This is a genomic window from Dactylosporangium sp. McL0621 (assembly GCF_049995355.1).
Lineage (GTDB): Bacteria > Actinomycetota > Actinomycetes > Mycobacteriales > Micromonosporaceae > Dactylosporangium.
The window spans coordinates 881551-898399 of sequence record NZ_CP188259.1 but is presented as its reverse complement, the minus strand read 5'-3'; the positions used below and the strand labels follow the sequence as shown (position 1 = coordinate 898399).

General features: G+C 72.1%; 20 protein-coding genes. 13 read left to right on the top strand and 7 right to left on the bottom strand.

Annotated elements, in window-relative coordinates; translation table 11 throughout:
* Positions 1-51 precede the first annotated feature (51 nt).
* Entirely contained in the window at positions 52-951 is a 900-nt protein-coding gene (locus ACPPVO_RS04210; protein WP_426509965.1) for an oxidoreductase, read from the bottom strand.
* Between the two features lie 84 nt (positions 952-1035).
* Here ACPPVO_RS04210 and ACPPVO_RS04205 point away from each other — a divergent pair, with 84 nt between their 5' ends.
* Positions 1036-1623: a TetR family transcriptional regulator gene (locus tag ACPPVO_RS04205; protein ID WP_426509964.1), complete on the top strand. Its 588-nt coding sequence runs from the start codon at positions 1036-1038 to the stop codon at positions 1621-1623.
* Here the strand turns inward: ACPPVO_RS04205 and ACPPVO_RS04200 are convergent.
* Complete coding sequence (locus tag ACPPVO_RS04200; RefSeq protein WP_426509963.1) at positions 1610-3658, bottom strand: intein-containing Rv2578c family radical SAM protein; 2049 nt, start codon at positions 3656-3658, stop codon at positions 1610-1612. The two genes, ACPPVO_RS04205 and ACPPVO_RS04200, sit on opposite strands and share 14 nt — an antisense overlap.
* 62 nt (positions 3659-3720) lie before the next feature.
* Entirely contained in the window at positions 3721-4146 is a 426-nt protein-coding gene (gene trxA, locus ACPPVO_RS04195; RefSeq protein ID WP_426509962.1) for a thioredoxin, read from the bottom strand.
* A gap of 101 nt (positions 4147-4247) precedes the next feature.
* On the opposite strand from trxA, the gene ACPPVO_RS04190 reads away from it, so the two are divergent.
* The gene (locus ACPPVO_RS04190; RefSeq protein WP_426509961.1) at positions 4248-4646 is read left to right on the top strand and encodes a thiol-disulfide oxidoreductase DCC family protein; all 399 of its coding nucleotides are present in this window, start codon (positions 4248-4250) and stop codon (positions 4644-4646) included.
* 317 nt (positions 4647-4963) lie between these two features.
* On the opposite strand, the gene ACPPVO_RS04185 is transcribed toward ACPPVO_RS04190, so the two are convergent.
* Together ACPPVO_RS04185 and ACPPVO_RS04180 are read right to left on the bottom strand one after the other, a co-directional pair.
* Positions 4964-5827 carry an MFS transporter permease gene (locus ACPPVO_RS04185; protein ID WP_426509960.1) on the bottom strand — a complete coding sequence of 288 codons (864 nt, stop codon included), beginning with the start codon at positions 5825-5827 and terminating at the stop codon, positions 4964-4966.
* Positions 5824-6258 carry a hypothetical protein gene (locus tag ACPPVO_RS04180; protein WP_426509959.1) on the bottom strand — a complete coding sequence of 145 codons (435 nt, stop codon included), beginning with the start codon at positions 6256-6258 and terminating at the stop codon, positions 5824-5826. Before ACPPVO_RS04180 ends, ACPPVO_RS04185 begins: the two co-directional genes overlap by 4 nt.
* A 286-nt stretch (positions 6259-6544) precedes the next feature.
* On the opposite strand from ACPPVO_RS04180, the gene ACPPVO_RS04175 reads away from it, so the two are divergent.
* A complete protein-coding gene (locus ACPPVO_RS04175; RefSeq protein ID WP_360386172.1) occupies positions 6545-7039 on the top strand; it encodes a MaoC family dehydratase in 495 nt (164 codons plus the stop codon).
* 26 nt (positions 7040-7065) lie between these two features.
* Complete coding sequence (locus tag ACPPVO_RS04170; RefSeq protein ID WP_426509958.1) at positions 7066-7824, top strand: DUF695 domain-containing protein; 759 nt, start codon at positions 7066-7068, stop codon at positions 7822-7824.
* On the opposite strand, the gene ACPPVO_RS04165 is transcribed toward ACPPVO_RS04170, so the two are convergent.
* Complete coding sequence (locus ACPPVO_RS04165) at positions 7791-8624, bottom strand: phosphotransferase (protein ID WP_426509957.1); 834 nt, start codon at positions 8622-8624, stop codon at positions 7791-7793. The genes ACPPVO_RS04170 and ACPPVO_RS04165 overlap by 34 nt on opposite strands.
* A gap of 132 nt (positions 8625-8756) precedes the next feature.
* On the opposite strand from ACPPVO_RS04165, the gene ACPPVO_RS04160 reads away from it, so the two are divergent.
* From ACPPVO_RS04160 to ACPPVO_RS04120, 9 genes are all read left to right on the top strand, one after another.
* On the top strand, positions 8757-9257 hold the full coding sequence (locus ACPPVO_RS04160) for a hypothetical protein (RefSeq protein ID WP_426509956.1): 501 nt from the start codon (positions 8757-8759) through the stop codon (positions 9255-9257).
* An 88-nt stretch (positions 9258-9345) separates the two neighbouring features.
* Positions 9346-9969, top strand: coding sequence for a TrmH family RNA methyltransferase (locus ACPPVO_RS04155; RefSeq protein WP_426509955.1), 624 nt, complete (start codon positions 9346-9348; stop codon positions 9967-9969).
* A gap of 58 nt (positions 9970-10027) precedes the next feature.
* Complete coding sequence (locus ACPPVO_RS04150) at positions 10028-10669, top strand: DUF6758 family protein (protein WP_426509954.1); 642 nt, start codon at positions 10028-10030, stop codon at positions 10667-10669.
* Positions 10670-10766: 97 nt separating this feature from the next.
* The gene (locus ACPPVO_RS04145) at positions 10767-10958 is read left to right on the top strand and encodes a hypothetical protein (protein ID WP_426514959.1); all 192 of its coding nucleotides are present in this window, start codon (positions 10767-10769) and stop codon (positions 10956-10958) included.
* Positions 10959-10967: 9 nt separating this feature from the next.
* On the top strand, positions 10968-11933 hold the full coding sequence (locus ACPPVO_RS04140) for a PH domain-containing protein (protein ID WP_426509953.1): 966 nt from the start codon (positions 10968-10970) through the stop codon (positions 11931-11933).
* A gap of 96 nt (positions 11934-12029) precedes the next feature.
* On the top strand, positions 12030-12704 hold the full coding sequence (locus tag ACPPVO_RS04135; RefSeq protein WP_426509952.1) for a SigE family RNA polymerase sigma factor: 675 nt from the start codon (positions 12030-12032) through the stop codon (positions 12702-12704).
* A gap of 17 nt (positions 12705-12721) precedes the next feature.
* Positions 12722-13915: a hypothetical protein gene (locus tag ACPPVO_RS04130; RefSeq protein WP_426509951.1), complete on the top strand. Its 1194-nt coding sequence runs from the start codon at positions 12722-12724 to the stop codon at positions 13913-13915.
* A gap of 20 nt (positions 13916-13935) precedes the next feature.
* Positions 13936-14784, top strand: a complete 849-nt coding sequence (locus ACPPVO_RS04125) for a PHP domain-containing protein (RefSeq protein ID WP_426509950.1) — start codon at positions 13936-13938, stop codon at positions 14782-14784.
* Complete coding sequence (locus ACPPVO_RS04120) at positions 14781-15548, top strand: TetR/AcrR family transcriptional regulator (protein ID WP_426509949.1); 768 nt, start codon at positions 14781-14783, stop codon at positions 15546-15548. Before ACPPVO_RS04125 ends, ACPPVO_RS04120 begins: the two co-directional genes overlap by 4 nt.
* Here ACPPVO_RS04120 and ACPPVO_RS04115 read toward each other — a convergent pair whose 3' ends face one another.
* Positions 15549-16793, bottom strand: coding sequence for a glycoside hydrolase family 18 protein (locus tag ACPPVO_RS04115; protein ID WP_360386141.1), 1245 nt, complete (start codon positions 16791-16793; stop codon positions 15549-15551). It lies immediately after the preceding gene.
* Positions 16794-16849 lie beyond the last annotated feature (56 nt).

The following is a 16849-nucleotide window of genomic DNA, read 5'->3' as shown; positions in this document are numbered from 1 at the left end:
GATTGAACCCGCCCCCACCCGCCCTTCGGAAAGGAAGACTGCCAATTGCCGCTATCGGCGCAGGTCAGCACCTGAAAGTTGCACATCCGCGAGCTGCTCCGACAGGGTCCAGAGCCGGGCGGCGTCGGCCTCGTCGGTCGCCTTCGGATCGGGCGGCACGACAGAGGGCCACCCGCGGAGCTCCCGCAGCCCGTCGGGCCCGATGAACTGCCCGCTCCCGGCGCCGGGCTCGGTCGCGGCGTAGAGGATGTTCAGCGCGCCCTGTGCGGCCGGCATCGCGAGCATCGCGTTGCCCATGCGCATGAAGGTGCGCAGCGCCCCGGTCGGGCCGCTGAGCTGGAGGTTCGTCGCCGAGTAGCCCGGGTGCGCGAGCAGGCTGCGCCGCGGGTCCCCGGCCGCGCGCAGCCGCCGGTGCAGCTCGAGCCCGAAGAGCACGTTGGCGAACTTGGACTGGCTGTAAAAGGCCTGGCGGTTGTACTGCTTCGCGCCGTCGAGGTCCTCATAGTGGATGCGCCCGCCGCGGTGCAGGCCGGAGCTGACCGTCACCACGCGCTCGGTCACGAGGTCGAGCACGAGCAGCGTGAGCGCGAAGTGCCCGAGGTGGTTGGCCGCGAACTGCAGCTCGTGGCCCTGCGCGCTGAGCGCGCGCGGGGGCATCATCACGCCCGCGTTGTTGACGAGCACGTCGATCGTCCGGCCTTCGTCGTGCAGCGCCCTGGCGAGCGCCCGCACGCTGTCGAGGTCGGCGAGGTCGAGCTGCCGGATCTCGGTGCTGCCCTCGATCCGCGCCCGGGCCGCCTCCCCCTTGGCGAGGTTGCGCACCGCCATGATCACGTGGGCGCCCTTGCCCGCGAGCGCCCTGGTGGTCTCGAACCCGAGCCCGCTGTTGGCCCCGGTCACCAGAAACGTCTTACCGGTCAACGCCGGCACCTGCTCTTCAGTCCACCGCATGAGTCCCAGGATGCCGCGCCTGGCACTCAGTGTCAACTAGGGCCCCGCATGCCAAAATCGCCGTCCGGGACGTAAGATGACCGGGTGAGCCTCGTGGAACGCAAACGCCAGCTCGTCCGGGACGAGCTGGCCGAGGCCGCCTTGAAGCTCGTCGCCTTCCAGGGCTTCGACGAGACGACGATCGACCAGATGGCCGCGGCGGCGGGCGTGTCGCGGCGGACGTTCTTCCGGTACTTCCAGTCCAAGGAAGACGTCATCATCGAGTTCCTGAGCGACCTGGGCCGCCGGCTGAGCGCGGCCCTGCAGGCCCGCCCGCCGGCGGAGCCCCCGGCCGAGGCGGTCCGCCAGGCCCTGCGCGTCTTCACCGACAAGTTCTGGGAGCACCCGGAGAAGGCCGGCCGGCTGACCCGCGTGACCATGGAGACGCCGGCCCTGCTGGGGCGCTACCTGGAGCGCCAGACCGCCTGGAAGCAGACCCTGGCCGAGGAGCTGGCCCGGCGCATGCGCACCGACCCGGCGACCGACCTGGAGCCGGCGGTCCTGGTGGCGGTGGCGTTCGCGGCCTTCGACACGGCGCTGACGCGCTGGGCCGCCGACCCCCACGAGGACCTCAACGCCCTCGTCGAGGCGTGCTTCGCCCTCGCCTTCCCCCTGAGTCCTACAGCAGGGTGAGCTGCTCGGGCTCCGGCTTCTGCGCGGGCTTCGGATTCTGCGCGGGCTCCCGCTTCTGCGCGGGCTTCGGCTTCTGCGCGGGCTCCGGCTTCTGCTCGGCCGGGCCTTCCTCGGGCCCGCCCATCCGGGTCGTGCCCGTGCCGCCCGTGCGCATCCCGTGGCGGCGGGCCGCCAGCCGGACCCGGGCCGAGATCTCGCGCTGGTAGGACTGCGGCGCGTACGACCCGTTCCCGTACAGCTCCCGGTAGCGCGGCCCCAGCTCCGGGTGCTCGCGCAGCAGCCAGGCGCGGTACCACTCCCGGGCGCCCGGCCGCAGGTGCAGGGCCAGCGGCACGATGCTCGCCGCGCCCGCCGCCGACAGGGCCGCGACCGTCGCGTCGATCGACTCCGGGGTGTCGGTCAGCCCGGGCAGGATCGGGGCCATGAGCACGCCCACCTCGAAGCCGTTGTCGCTCAACCGGCGGATGGCGTCGAGGCGGCGGCGCGGGCTCGGGGTGCCCGGCTCGACCGCGCGCCAGTAGGTCTCGTCGATGAAGCCGACCGACATGGACAGGCTCACCGACGTGACCGAGGCGGCCTCCCGCAGCAGGTCGAGGTCGCGGGTGATCAGCGTGCCCTTGGTGAGGATCGAGAACGGGTTGGCGTGGTCGCGCAGGGCGGCGAGGATCTCCCGCATGAGGCGGTAGCGCCCCTCGGCCCGCTGGTAGCAGTCGACGTTGGTGCCCATGGCGAGGTGGCCGCCGGTCCAGGTGCGCGCGGACAGCTCGCGGCGCAGCACCTCGCCGGCGTTGACCTTCACCACGATCTGGGTGTCGAAGTCGTGGCCGGCGTCGAGGTCGAGGTATGTGTGGGTGTGCCGGGCGAAGCAGTTGTGGCTCACGACCCCGTTGGCGATGAAGTCGCCGGTGCCGGTCGTGATGTCGTACATCGGCAGGTCGACGCCCAGCGGCTCGACCGCCGCGACGCGCAGGGACTCGTCGCCGCGCACCTGCTCGCCGGCCGGGACGCCGGTGGCCCGGGCCGGGCCGAAGCGCAGGCCGAAGCGGACCCGCTCGCGGGGACCGCCGAGCACGCGGACGCCCTCGAACGGATCACCTGCGCAGACGGCGAATCCGCAGCGCTCCAGGCACTCGACCAGCCAGTCGGCCACGACCTTGTCGACCACGTCGAAGCGGGGCAGGCCCCCGGCGAGGGAGCCGGTCGCGTCGTAGAGCCCGGCCACGAAACCGAGCCGCCACGCGGGCCCGGGCGCCTCCGGCCAGTCGAGCACGGCACTCGCGTCGCGCACGCTGGCCCCGGCGAACTCGCGCGCGTCACGGGTGAGCGCGTGCAGGCCCCCGCAGGCCGCCGCGTAGTCGTCGGCGCGACGCCGCACCTCGGGCGGGACCGGGGAGGCGTGCCCGTCGCCGTTGACGAAGCCGCACAGGTAACCGCGCCGGTAGCCGGCGTCGTCGACCGGCGGGGCAGGCGGCAGCGCGCCGAACCCGGCGAGCCGGTTGGCGGTGGTGAGGTGGGGCCGCCGGCTGCGCCCGTGCCGGGCCCCGGTCACGTGCTTCCAGCCGCGGTCGGTGAGGAACCGGTGCTCGCCCGAGGCCACCAGCGCGGTGCCGTCGGCGAGGGTGACGCGGTGCGCGGGCTTGACGGTCTGCCAGTGCGCGAGCACGCGGGTCGTGGTGTAGCGCCGCAGCCGCCCGTCCCGCACGGTGCCGACGATCTCGTCGCCGACCTTCAGCCGCGCCAGGGGCCGGGTGGTGCCGTCGGCCATGAGGATCGCGGTGTCGCCGGTCAGGCAGTACACGCAGGCGTGCGAGCAGCCGCGATAGGGGTTGAGGGTCCACTGGAAGGGGACCCGCGATGCGCCCGGCACCTTGTTGATCAGCGACTTGGCCTGGACCTCGTAGAACGTGACGCCGCGGAACTCGGGCGTGTCGAAGGTCCGGACGACGGCCCCGGGCAGGGCGAGCGGTAGCGCTCGCGGCCGCCCGGGGTCACCGGTGCCAGGACCGCCGGTCGCCTTGAGGTTGTCCCATCGCACGGGTTCATTCGAACACGCGTTCTAAGGGGACGCAAGGAGGCGCGGCGGGGTACTACCGTGGGTCAGGCCTTGGTGACGGAGGGGTCCTCAACGGGCTCCTCGACGGCCTCGTCGACCGGCTCCTCGGCCGCCTTGGCCTCGGCGACCTTGGACTTGACCTCTTCCATGTCGAGCTCGCGGGCCTGCTGGATCAGCGACTCGAGGGCCTGCTGGGGCAGGGCGCCGGGCTCGGAGTAGAGCGCCACGCCGTCGCGCACGATCATCAGGGTCGGGATCGAGCGGATGTTGAACTCGGCGGCGAGCACCTGCTCGGCCTCGGTGTCGACCTTGCCGAAGGTGATGTCGGGGTTGAGCTCGGACACGCGCTCGTAGACCGGCGCGAACGTCCGGCACGGCCCGCACCAGGATGCCCAGAAGTCGACGAGGGTGATGCCCTCCCCACCGATCTTCTCGGCGAAGTTCTCCGCGGTCAGCTCTACGGTTGCCATGCTTGTCTGCTCCGATCCCTCAGGGCGTCCTCAAGGTATGCACCGTCATAACCAGCTACCCCTTACGGGCATTCCCAACCTGTCTGCGGGACGATGGTCACGTGGCGGCAATCGAACGTCCGGTCTTCGTCTTCGACGGTGACTGTGCCTTTTGTTCATCATGCGCCCGCTTCATCGAGCGGCGCATCAGGCCCGCCGCCGAGGTCGTCGCCTGGCAGTTCGCCGACCTCGGCGCGCTGGGGCTGACCGAGGACCAGGTGGGCTCGGCGGTCTGCTACGTGGCCCCCGGCCGGACGAGCGCCGGCCCGGCCGCCATCGCCGACCTGCTCAAGGGCGCGGGCCCGCTCTGGCGCGCGGCCGGTGCGGTCCTGGGCCTGCGCCCGGTCACCGCGCTGGCCTGGCCGGTGTACCGCTGGGTCGCCCGCAACCGCCACCGCATGCCCGGCGGCACCGCGGCCTGCGCCCTCCCGCCGGACCATCCCGCGCGGGCGCGGGCGTAGCGGTCACACCGCGCCCGCGGCGCAGCAGGTCACACCGCGCCCGCGGCGCAGCAGGTCACACCGCGCCCGCGGCGCAGCAGGTCACACCGCGCCCGCGGCGCAGCAGGTCACACCGCGCCCGCGGCGCAGCAGGTCACACCGCGCCCGCGGCGCAGCAGGTCACACCGCGCCCGCGGCGCAGCAGGTCACACCGCGCCCGCGGCGCAGCAGGTCACACCGCGCCCGCGGCGCAGCAGGTCACACCGCGCCCGCGCGGGCGCCGCGTAGCAGGTCACGCCGCGCCCACGCGGGCGCGGGCGCGGGCGCGGCGTAGCGGGTCACGCCGCGCCGACGGGCTCCGCCGGCTCGGAATCGGCGGCCCGGCCGCGCCACCTGCGGAACCATTCGATCGGGGTGACCTTCTCCAGCGGCAGGAAGCCCGCCATGGCGATCTGGTGCGGGATGAACGAGATCGTGATCAGGCTGAACGTCAGCAGGTGGAACAGGTAGAAGCCGGCCACGATCGCGTAGCGCCACCTGGGCCGGACGAAGAACACGACCGGGCTGAAGAGCTCGAAGCCGACGATGCCGAACTGCGAGACGGTCGTGAACCCGGGGATCTTCAGCAGCCACTGGGCCAGCACCGTGCCGCGGCGGATGAACGAGCGGGTCAGCGTCGCGCCCGTGAGCCACTCCAGCCCGCCGTAGCGCAGCTTCGCGACGGAGGCGAGGAAGTACGTCGCGATGACCGCGATCTGGGTGACCCGCAGCGCGAACCCGCCGGCCTCGGACGGGGTCCGGTCGCCGTGGCGGGCCTTGCCGGCGGTGGGCAGCGCGGCGAGGGCGACCAGGATCGCGTACCGGTCGTGGTCGATCTTGCCGTAGCTCATCGCGATGATCATCCACTCGAAGTACAGCGCGAACACCGCCCAGCCGAGCAGGCGGTGGGCGCGCCCGGTCGCCGCGAGCACCGACAGCGGGATGAGCGCCCAGTAGATCGCGTTGACGAGTAGGTGGGTCGGCGTCGGCAGGTGCAGCAGGTCGCCGACGACCAGCGGCTGGTACAGGTTGCCCGGCAGGTTGCCGTGGGACCGGATCCAGGCGCTGAAGAAGACCAGGTCGAGCGGGATGAACAGGTACACCAGGGTGCGGAAGGCGGCGACGCGCGCCTTGGGCACGGGTGCGAAGAGCCAGCGCGTCATGGGCGGTACCTCGCCAGAACCGCCTCGGTGGTCTCCCCCGTCGGCTGGGCGTTGTGCAGGTGGTGCTGCACCTCGACGATGTCCACCTCGACGAGCGGCGGCCGGCCCGGGTTGCGCGCGGCGAACGACTCCTGCACCGAGTGCAGCAGCGCCGGGTCGGCCTTGAAGCGATCGATCTGGGCCTCGATCTCGGCCCGCCGCACCCCGGCGTTGTCCTCGTTGAGCTCGAACTTCCGGCCGGTCGTGTCGATGCCGTCGGTCCGCAGCACGAGCACGGGCTCGTTGGGGTCGTCGGCGGTGGAGAACATCCGGAACGGCGCGAACGGGAACACCGTGTCGTCGCCCCAGAAGGTGCCGGCCAGGGTCAGGGCGCCGAAGACCAGCGCCGCCACGATCCGCAGCACGCGCCCGCGGGTGTTCAACCGTTCCATCGGCACCGGACTTTACCGCAAAGACAAACAGATAACTCTCCGTAGTGCGATCTCCGTCACCATGCGTAGCGAGCACGCTCTATATCGCGAGAATGTGACGCGCGTCTCTATACGGAGCGTTGCGAACGGGCCGGTTGCGGTACCAAGATATCCACCACGAAGCGTGGGCGGCGGGCGCCGATGAGCCCCGCCGCTTGCTGCGTTTTGTCACACTTGCCCGCGTCCCTCTTTCGAGTGCCCGATCCGGCCCGGCATGCTGCGCTGACACCTGAAAGAGGGGGCGACGATGCAGTTCGGCCGGTACTTCGAGGAGTTCGACGTCGGCGCGGTCTACCGGCACTGGCCGGGCAAGACGGTCACCGAGTCCGACGACCATCTGTTCTGCCTGCTGACCATGAACCACCACCCCCTGCACCTCGACGCCCACTACGCGCAGACGTCGACGCAGTTCCAGCGCAACGTGGTGGTCGGCAACTACATCTACTCGATCCTGCTGGGCATGTCGGTGGCCGACGTGTCCGGCAAGGCCATCGCCAACCTGGAGGTCGAGTCGCTGCGGCACACCGCGCCGACCTTCCACGGCGACACCATCTACGGCGAGACCGTCGTGCTGGACAAGCGCGAGTCGGCGTCCAAGGAAGACCGCGGCGTCGTGACGGTGGAGACCAAGGGGTACAAGCAGGACGGCACTCTCGTCTGCGTCTTCCGGCGCCGGGTGATGGTGCCGAAGAAGTCGCACGCGGGCCCGGAGGCACCGAGCTTCCCGGAGCCGAAGTCGTAGAACCAGGCAACGTCAAGGAGGACGGCGTGGGGTTGCTCCGCAAGCTGCTGGGGCGGGAACCGGCGTGGGAGGAGCGCTGGGCGGTCTACCCCGGCGAGGTGGGCGGCCGGCTCGCGATGTACAACATCGACCTCGGCGCGGTCGAGGCCGCTCCGGTCGCCCGGTTCCCGCAGCGCTTCGACGTCGAGTTCACCTATACCGGTGACGGCGCCAGCGGCATGCCGGCCGCCGAGGAGCTGGCGTCGATCCACGAGCTCGACGCGGCCGTGCGCCAGATCCTCCGCTCCGCCGGCGGCGCCCTCGTCGGCCGCGTGCTGTCGGACAACGCCGGGCGGATCACCGGGTACCTGCCCGCCGAGAGCACCCCGCCGCCGCTGCCCGCGATCGCCGGCATCGCCCCGAAGACCGGCGTCGCCTCCGACCCGGGCTGGACCCGGGTCCGCGACGAGCTGACGCCCGACGCCTGGCAGCGCAACATCATGGACGACAACCAGGTCGTGCAGGAGCTCGAGGCCCACGGCGACCGCCTGAGCGCGCCGCGGGCGGTGGAGTTCCTGGCGTACTTCCCCGACCCGGACCGCGCCGAGTCCTCGGCCGAGGCGCTGCGCGAGGACGGCTTCGCGGTCACTGTGGAGCGCGGCGACGAGGCCGACTTCGTCCTGCAGGCGATCCGTCGCGACGCGGTCGAGCCCCCGGCGCTGCACGAGATGACGTGGAAGGTCCGCGGCATCGTCGAGAACCACGACGGCATCTACGACGGCTGGGGCTGCATGGTGCAGACCTGAGCGACGACGAACTCCTGGTACCCGGCCGGCACCGGGACGCCCGCGCTCAGCATCCAGTGCACGCGGCTCGCGCCGGTCAGGGCCAGCGTCGTGGCGTAGCCGGTGCGGACCGCCGCCGGGGCGAACCGGCTCCCGGACAGGTAGTCCGGCACCGGGTCGCGCAGCGTGCTCAGCGCCAGCTGGGCCAGGTCGGCGCCGACCGGGCCGAGGCCCAGGGTCGCCCAGTCGAGCACCACCGTCGTGTCCCCGACGGCCCGGAGCTGGCCGAGGTGGAAGTCGCCGTGGCTGAGCACCCGCGGCACGGCCGCCCGGACGGCGAGCAGCTCCCCGCGGCGGGCCCAGAGCGCGGCCAGCCGCGGGTCCGCGCGGACCGCCCGCCAGTCGAGGTCGGTGACCGCCAGGCGCTGGACCAGCTGGTCGCCGGCCAGCCACGGCCGGTCCGGCACCGGCGCGGCCGACTGCCACCGCGCGAGCCGGCGGGCCGCGACCGCCGCGGACTCCGGGGCGGCCCCGGCGTCCTCGAGGTACACCACGTCGCCCGCGATGCCGTAGCAGCGCGGGGCCCGGAGCCCGGGGCCGGCCGGCAGCAGCCCGGACGCGTACGCGAGGGCCTCCCGCCGCCAGTACGCCCAGTGCCGCAGGTCCTGCGCCGCCGCCGCGTGGCGGCCGGTCGTCACCGGGCGGAACTCCTTGCGGATCAGGGCGACCGGACGCCCGCGGACCCGCCCGGTCAGGCGCGTCACCGCGCCGGTCGCCGCGCCCGCCCCACCCGCCAGCGGCTCCTCGGTCCAGATCTGCACGGCACGGTCCTCCCCTATCGGCGCGAGGGTCCAGTTTGGGCGCCGGACGGCGGCCGCGCGCAACCGTTTTGCCCGGGCAAAGCGGCGCTGCCGGCGGGTGTTTCGGCATACGCTCGGCGGTGGGAGGTTGCCATGCCGAGCAAGCCCGCATCCGGCCCGTCCGGCCGTCCGGCCGTGGGGGTCGACCTGCCGCTGCGGCGGCCGGAGTGGGACCTGCTCGTCCGGCTGCCCCGTGCCGTGCTCGTCGCGGCGTGCGCCGGGGACGAGCGCGTGGACGCCGTCGCCGGCGTCGAGGCCATCGCCGCGGGGCAGCGGTCCCGGGCGTTGCTCGTCCGCGGGGTGGTGGCCGCCATCTTCGCCGAGCAGCTCACCGACAACGACATCGACGACACCGCCGCCGAGCCGGTCGCGGTGCTCGCCGACTGCGGCTACGCCGTACGACTGCTGGCCGAGCGGATCGGGCCCGACGTCGCCCTCGCCTACGGGGAGTGGCTGATGGACATCGCCGCCAGCGTGGGGCGGACCGCCTGGCAGGGCGGGCGGATCCGGCTCGCCGGGGTGGAGATCCAGCTGGCGGAGCGCCGGTTCGTCAACGGCATCGCCCTTGAGCTGACGCGCGCTCTGCACCGCTGAGCGGCAGGACCACGGCGCGCGCCGCGAGCGCCGGTCGGGTGGGCTGGCCAACCCTTCTCACCCGACCGGCCTCCAATACAGTGCCCGGATGGAGATCGAGCCGACGCTCGAGGTAGGCGTGGGCCCGTGGGCGGGGCCCTGGCCGGACGCGGCCCACTACGACCCGCAGCTGCTGGCCGAGGGCGACCGCCGAAACGTCGTCGACCGGTACCGCTACTGGCGCCTCGAGGCCATCGTCGCCGACCTCGACACCCGCCGGCACCCGTTCCACGTCGCCGTCGAGAACTGGCAGCACGACCTGAACATCGGCACCGTCGTGCGCAACGCCAACGCGTTCCTGGCCGCCGCCGTGCACATCGTCGGGCGGCGGCGGTGGAACCGGCGCGGGGCCATGGTCACCGACCGCTACCAGCACGTCCGCCATCACCCGGACGTGGAGGAGTTCCTGGCCTGGACACAGGCCGAGGATCTGCCGCTGATCGGGATCGACAACCTGCCCGGCGCCCGGCCGCTGGAACGCGCGGAGCTGCCCGAGCGGTGCGTGCTGCTCTTCGGCCAGGAGGGTCCTGGCCTCTCGGAACCCGCCCGGAAGGCGTGCGGCGCGGTGTACTCCATCGCGCAGTACGGCTCCACGCGTTCCATCAACGCCGGGGTCGCCAGCGGCATCGCCATGCATACCTGGATCCGTCAGTACGGGGTCGGAAACCCCTGAACGGCCTTACGGTGGGTACATGGGCGTCGCAGTCAGCTGTCCCCGCTGTGGTGGTCCGGTGCGGCCGCCGGACCTGATGCACTCCGACTGGCGCTGCGACGCCGACGGTGCGGTACTGCCGTTGCATGTCGCGCACCACATCGGGCCCGAGATCGTCGACGCCGCCAAGGCTAAGCTGGTCGCCGCCGCGGCCCGTGTCGGGGACAAGCGGCCGACGCCGCTGTGGTGCCCGTGGCCGCTGCCGAGCGGCTGGACGGTCACCGGGGTCGGGTGGGTCGGCGACGAGCGCTCCGGGGTCCGGGCGACCGCCGTGGCGTGCAGCGGGCCGGGGCCGGTCGAGCACGGCCCGGCCGACTGCGTGATCATCGCCGAGGAGCCCGGCATCGGGCTCGGCACGCGGTTCGCCGGCATCCCGGGAACCGACCCCGGGCCCTTCTTCGACGGGGACCTCGCCAGCACCGTCGCGCACGCGCGGGTCCGGGCCGCCGGCTGGCCGACCCCGCTGTGGATGGCCAAGTCGCCCGAGGATCGATGCGCGTACGTCGGCGAGGCGGCCGGCATGTGGATCTACGTCGTCACCTGGCCCGCCGCGGCCGGATATCTCCTCGAGGAAGAGCTGGACCTGCACGATCTCTCGGATGACGTGCCGGCCCACCTCGTCTACGGCGCGCCGTCGCCATATCTTCACGGCAAGGCGTAGACAGCCGCGACTAGGATCGAGCTCCGAGCCGACGCTCGGCGCGGCGCAACTGCACCCTGTGCCGCGTAGCTGATACGCTGAGTTCGCCGGGGCGTTGATGCGCGACGCCGCGGGGAGGGGATTGACGGCGATGGTCAAGAAGGTCCTCACCTGGGGAAGCATTGCCTTCCTCATTTTCTTCGTGGCATATCGGCCACAGTCGGCCGCCGAGGTGTTCAAGTCCATCGGCGGCGGCATCATGGACATCGCCACGGGATTCGGCGACTTCTTCTCCAGCCTCGTCGCCTAAGGCCGGCCCATGTCGACCGGTGCCGAGCCCCCCGAGGACGACCCGAACGACCGGCGGAACCAGGACCGGGACACCGAGCCGATCCCCCGCGCGCGGCCGGGCTCACGCCCCGAGTCGCGGGCCGACTACACCTCGTCCGACGAGCCGCCGATCGAGTACTCGCCGACCTCCGACTACGAGGCCGCGCGCGACTACGAGGCGACGCACAGCGGCGGCGAGGCGGCCCACGCCGACTACACCACCGACGGCGACGAGTTCGTCTCCGACCCGTACGCGGACTCGATGACCGACGGCGCGCACGCCCGCGGCTCGGCCGCACCGCAGTACGGCGGCGCCCCGCCCTCCTTCTCCCAGGACGAGTTCGCCCGGCTCCAGGGCGGCGAGGCGGTGCCGTCGGTGCCGCCCGGCAGCCGGATGGCGCCCCTGGAGGACGAGGCCAGCCGGCATGCGGCCCGCTACCTGTTCCCCACCGAGAAGTTCCGGGGGGAGTGGAAACGGCACTGGATCCAGCTGGCCAAGGAGGGCCTGATCGCGATCTTCGCGACGATCGCGATGGGCTACATCGCGGGCTGGCTCACCAAGCACAACCAGGAACAACTGCGCACCGGAGTCGTGATCGTCTGGGCGCTGGTGGTGTTGTGGTGCGCGTGGAAGGTCACCGACTGGTGGTACGACCGATTCATCCTCACCAACAAGCGGGTGATGGTCGTATCGGGCATTTTCACGCGCAATGTGGCGATGATGCCGCTGCAGCGGGTCACGGACATGAAATACGTGCAGTCATTGACGGGCCGCATGTTCGGCTACGGCCATTTCGAGCTGGAGTCCGCCGGCCAGGATCAGGCGCTGCGCAATATCCGCAACCTGCCCAACCCGAATGAGCTCTACCTGCGCATTGTCGAGGAGATGTACGAGCCCGAGGCCGTCGAGGCCCGCCTGGGCCGCGCGGTCACCGGCGAGGACGACGGCACCTGAGGCTGAGAGTTACCTGAAAGTCTGTGCCGTGGTGCAACCTCGCGACCCCTCGGATGCGTCTTCGTACGTGGGCGCGGAGGGTGGAGGGGGCGGCCGGTGCCGGACGACGCAGGGTTCCGCGAGGAAGACTTTCGTGAGTTCGTCGGGCTTCGCTCCAAGGCGCTGTTGCGCACGGCCTATCTCCTGGCCGGCGACTGGGCCACGGCGGAGGACCTTCTCCAGATCGCGCTGACCAAGACCTTCCTCGCCTGGAAGCGGCTCGGGCACATCGAGGCCGTCGAGCCCTATGCGCGCCGCGTGCTCGTCAACACCGCGACCAGCTGGTGGCGGCGGCGCTGGCACGGCGAGCGCCCGACCGAGATCCTGCCCGAGAGCGCCGCGGCCGACCAGCTCGAGGCGAGCCTCGAGCGCGACGCCATGTGGCGGCACGTGCGCAACCTGCCCAACCGGCAGCGGGCCGTGCTCGTGCTGCGGTACTACGAGGACCAGTCCGAGGCCGAGACCGCCCGCCTGCTCGGCGTCTCCGTCGGCACCGTCAAGAGCCAGACCTCCCGCGCCCTGGCCACGCTGCGCGAGAAGCTCAGCGCGGAGGGTGTACGCCCCGCCACGAAAGCCCAGCCCGCACGCCCTCCCAGCGACCCCGTTGCGGCACCCGTCGTGCCGGAAGTTGACGAGGTCGAAGACCCGGAACAACCTTTTGCCGAGGCTGAGGCGCTTCTACCCACGGACACCGTGGTCGAGGCGCCGGTCGAAGAGCCGGTTGAAGTGTGACTGGGGACGTGACGAGCATGCTGGAAGACGAGCTCCGCGAGACGTTCGCGGCCAAGGCGGGCAGTCCCCCGCCCGGGTCGCTCACGTCGCTGGACGGATTCGCCGACGTCGCCATCCGCGGCGCCGCGCGCGTGCGCCGGCGACGGCGCGCCGCGGTGACCGGGCTGACCGGGTTCGTCGCGATCGCCGCCGCGTCCGTCGCGGTCCTGCACACGCTGACCGGCGGCGGGCCCGCCGGCGCGCCACAGCCGCCCGGCCCGGCCGCCCAGGAGAGCCCCGCGCAGCGCCCGTCGACGACCGACTCGCCCGCCGCCCCGACGTCCTCGTCGGACATGCGCGAGGTCACCGGCATCGGCCCCAGCGCCGAGGCGGCCACCCGGGTCCGGCTCCAGCTGCCGGCCAAGAGCACCGTCACCGCGGCCTACCAGGCCAAGGACGGCTACCTGGTGGTCAACACCCAGCCCGACGGCGACAAGCAGCTCGTCCTGCAGGACGACGACGATCAGCAGCAGGTGCTCGTCGACGACGCCACCAACATCACGGTGGCCAAGGACGGCAGCACCGTGGCCTGGGCGTCGAAGGGCAAGATGAACGTCGGCACCCGCAGCGACGAGAAGACCAAGAAGATCACCCAGGGCAACTCGGTCGACGTGCCGGTGAACACCCAGCCCATCGCCTTCGTCGGCACCAACCTCGTGATCAGCAACGACGACAAGGGCTTCGACGTCTGGCACACCGAGCGCGGGTACAGCCCCACCTGGGACAGCACCGTGCTGCGCGTGTTCGGCGGGACCCAGGACAACGGCGGCGTCTACGCCGAGCTCAAGGCGGTCGCGCCGGACACCTCGATGTGCCTGGCCCTGCTCCAGTTCGACCAGCCATTCAAGATCATCAAGAAGTTCTGCGGGCTGCCGGTCGCGGCCGAGGACGGCGCGCGGATCTCCCCCGACGGGCACTGGCTGGCCTACCCGGTCGTGGGGGCCAAGCAGGTCGCCATCCTGGACCTCACCACGGTGTTCACCGGCGGCAAGGTCAAGCTGTGGAACCTCGCCGTCACCGCCAAGACCGTCTGGCTCAACGCCAAGACGTTCGTGGTCGACAACGGCAAGAAGTTCCTGAAGCTCGACCCCACCGGCAAGGCCGACGACGTCGAGCCGCTGGACCAGGAGAGTCAGGACGCCGTGCTCATCGAACCGCTCGTGGAAAAGTAGCGGCTCCCTAGACTGGGGGCGTGCGGATCGATCTTCACGCCCACTCCACCGCCAGCGACGGCACCTCCACCCCGGCCGAGCTCGTCGGGGAGGCGGCCGCGGCCGGGCTCGACGTCCTGGCCGTCACCGACCACGACACCACCCGCGGCTGGGCCGAGGCCTTCGCGGCCCGCCCGGCCGGGCTGTCCATCGTGCCCGGGGCGGAGCTCTCGCTGCGCTGGCACGGCGGGGCCCGCCCCATCGGCCTGCACATGCTGGCCTACCTGTTCGACCCGGCCGAGCCGGAGCTGGCCGGGGCGCTCGCCCGGGTGCGGACGGCCCGCGAGACCCGCGCCGAGCGCATGGTCGACCTGCTCAGCGCCGACGGCATCGACATCACCTGGGACGAGGTGCTCGAGTACGCGGGCGGCGGCACCGTCGGCCGCCCGCACCTGGCCCAGGCCCTCATGCGGCGCGGCCTCGTCGACACCGTCACCGAGGCGTTCGCGCCCGAGTGGCTGGGCGCGAGGTACCGCATCCCGAAGGACGACATCGACGTCTTCGAGGGGCTGCGGCTCATCCTCGGCGCGGGTGGCGTGCCGATGTTCGCGCACCCGCGGGCCAGCGTCCGCGGCCCGATCGTGCCCGACTCGCTCATCGTCGAGCTGGCCGCGGCCGGGCTCTTCGGCCTGGAGGCCGACCACACCGACCACAGCCCCCAGGAGCAGGCGGAGATGCACGCGATGGCCGGGCGGCTGGGCCTGGTCACCACCGGCAGCAGCGACTACCACGGCACCAACAAGACGGTCCGGCTCGGCGCCCGTACCACCGCCCCCGAGGCGCTGGAGCGCATCGTCGCGGCCGGGCGCGGAAGCGGCGTGGTGGGGTGACGACCGAGTACAGCGGCTCCGGCGACCCCCGCCGCAGCATCGACCTGCTGTGGGGCCGCGGACCGGGGACGGAGGCCCGGCGGGGCCCGCGGCCCAAGTTCACCGTGCCGGGCATCGTCGCCGTCGCCGTCGCGCTGGCCGACGCCGAGGGGCTGGCCGCGGTGTCGATGCGCCGGGTGGCGCAGCGCCTCGGGGTGACCGCCATGTCGCTGTACACCTACGTGCCGAGCAAGGCCGAGCTGCTGGACGTGATGGTCGACGCGGTCGGCGCCGAGGCGGTCCCGGAGGCCCACGCGCCCGGCGGCTGGCGGGAGCGGCTCACCGCGGTGGCCCGCACCAACTGGGAGCTGTACCGCCGCCACCCCTGGCTGCTCCAGGTGGCCACGAGCCGGCCCGTGCTGGGGCCGAACAGCATCGCGAAGTACGACTTCGAACTGCGCGCCTTCGAGGGCACCGGCCTCGCCGACGTCGACACCGACCAGCTGCTGAGCCTGGTGCTCGACTACGTCACCGGCGCCGCCCGGGCCGCGGTGCTGGCCGAGCAGGCCGAACGGCGCACCGGGCGCAGCGACGCCGAGTGGTGGCAGGCCTGGGCCCCGCTGCTGGCCGAGGTCCTCGACCCGGCCCGGTTCCCCACCGCGGCCCGGGTCGGGCAGGCGGCCGGGGAGGAGTACGGCGCCGGGGACCCGGCCCGGGCGTTCGCCTTCGGCCTGCCGAGGGTGCTCGACGGCATCGCGAAGTTCATGCCGCCGAGCACCCCGTGATCAGCGCAGCGTGGTGTAGATCGCCTTGGTGAGCGTGCCGTTGGCGTCGTCACCGTCGAGCGACCAGATCATCGCGCCGCCGTAGCCGGCGATGCGGACGTACAGACCCTTCTGGGCCACGACGATCGGGTCGTCGAAGGTCCAGAACGTCGTGCCGTTGAACAGCCACGCGTGGCCGGACAACAGGTCGTGGTAGACCTTGTAGCCCTGCTGCGGCAGCGTCGCGAGGACCTTGTAGTCCTCGTTGCCGGCCGCCCACGTGCCCGGCGCCGGTCCGGTCGCCGTCTGGAACAGGCCGTTGTTGGCGTTGGTGACGCCGGTCCAGCCCTGGCCGTAGTACGGCACGCCGAGCACGAGCTGCTTCTTGGGCGCGCCGCGGTCGGTCCACGCCTTGAGCGACGTCGACCCGCTGAAGTCCGGCGTCGTGGGCGCATTGCGCGGCACGAACAGCGCGGACTGCTGGTTGGTGGTGGTCTCCCAGGTGCCGTGGTAGTCGTAGCCCTGGACGGAGCCGAAGTCGAGGTACTTGAAGATCTGGTTGGCCTCGAAGCCGGCGTCGATCTTGGCGGGGGCGGCCGGCAGGAACGCGGTAAGCGTCGCCTTCTTGCCCAGCTGCTTGCGGAACTCCGCGACGAGCTTGGTGAAGTTCTGCTTGTCCTCGGGTCGGATCACGTTGCCCGGGTTGCCGTCGGAGCCCGGCCACTCCCAGTCGAGGTCGAAGCCGTCGAACACGCCGGTCGACATGAACGTGTCGATGCAGGACTTCACCAGCGTCTTGCGCGACGCGTCGGTCAGCGCCGCGTCGGAGAAGTTCGCCGACAACGTCCAGCCGCCCAGCGACATGAGCACCTTCAGGCCGGGGTGCATGGCCTTGAGCTTGCGGAGCTGGTTGAAGTTGCCGGCCAGCGGCTGGCCCGCCTCGTCGGCGACGCCGTCGACGCTCTCGGTGGCGGGGACCGGGCGCTGGTAGTCGGCCCACGGGTCGACGGAGACGCACTGGCCGGTCTTGTCGACACCGCCGAAGGCGTAGTTGATGTGGGTCAGGCGCGCGGCCTGCCCGCTGGTCTCGAGGTTCTTGACGAAGTACTGGCGGCCGTAGATGCCCCACTGGACGAAGTACCCGACGCGCTTGAACTCGTCCTGATGCGTGCCGCCGTGCGCGCCGGCCGCCGTCGCGGGCGCGAGGGCCAGCGACGACACCGCCAGCGCGGCCGCGACCCCCGCCAGGAGCCTGCGGTTGCCCATAGACCCTCCATCTGTAAGGAAAGTTTGCTGTTCTCTGGCAACGTAGGGGCGGCGTT